The sequence below is a fragment of the Paenibacillus sp. LS-5 genome, from assembly GCF_056121505.1.
On sequence record NZ_JBWAVA010000069.1, the window covers coordinates 1 to 276 of the forward strand.

At 63.0% G+C, this 276-nt stretch carries 1 protein-coding gene; it reads right to left on the reverse strand.

The window, feature by feature from the left end:
• Positions 1-276 (reverse strand): Tn3 family transposase (locus AC0MA3_RS26495; RefSeq protein ID WP_474658345.1); only part of this gene is annotated, 276 nt, incomplete at both ends.

A 276-nucleotide genomic window follows, 5' to 3' on the forward strand; every position in this document is an offset into this window, starting at 1 on the left:
GATACGGCCGACCTCGCGCAGCGCGACCGCGAGATCGTTTTGGCGCGGGTAGGAAGCGAGCTTGCGCAGGAGCTGGCTGGGTCTGATCTTGCCGGCGGCCATAGTGGCGGCGCAGCGGAAAAGATCAGGCCAGTTCGCAACGACCAGTTCCTCGCGGATTTTGCCGCCTACCAACTTGCGCAACTCTTTGGGTGTCGCATCGGGATTGAACACGTACAGCCGCTTCGATGGCAGGTCTCGGATGCGCAGGACGAGCCGGTAACCGAGCATGGCGCT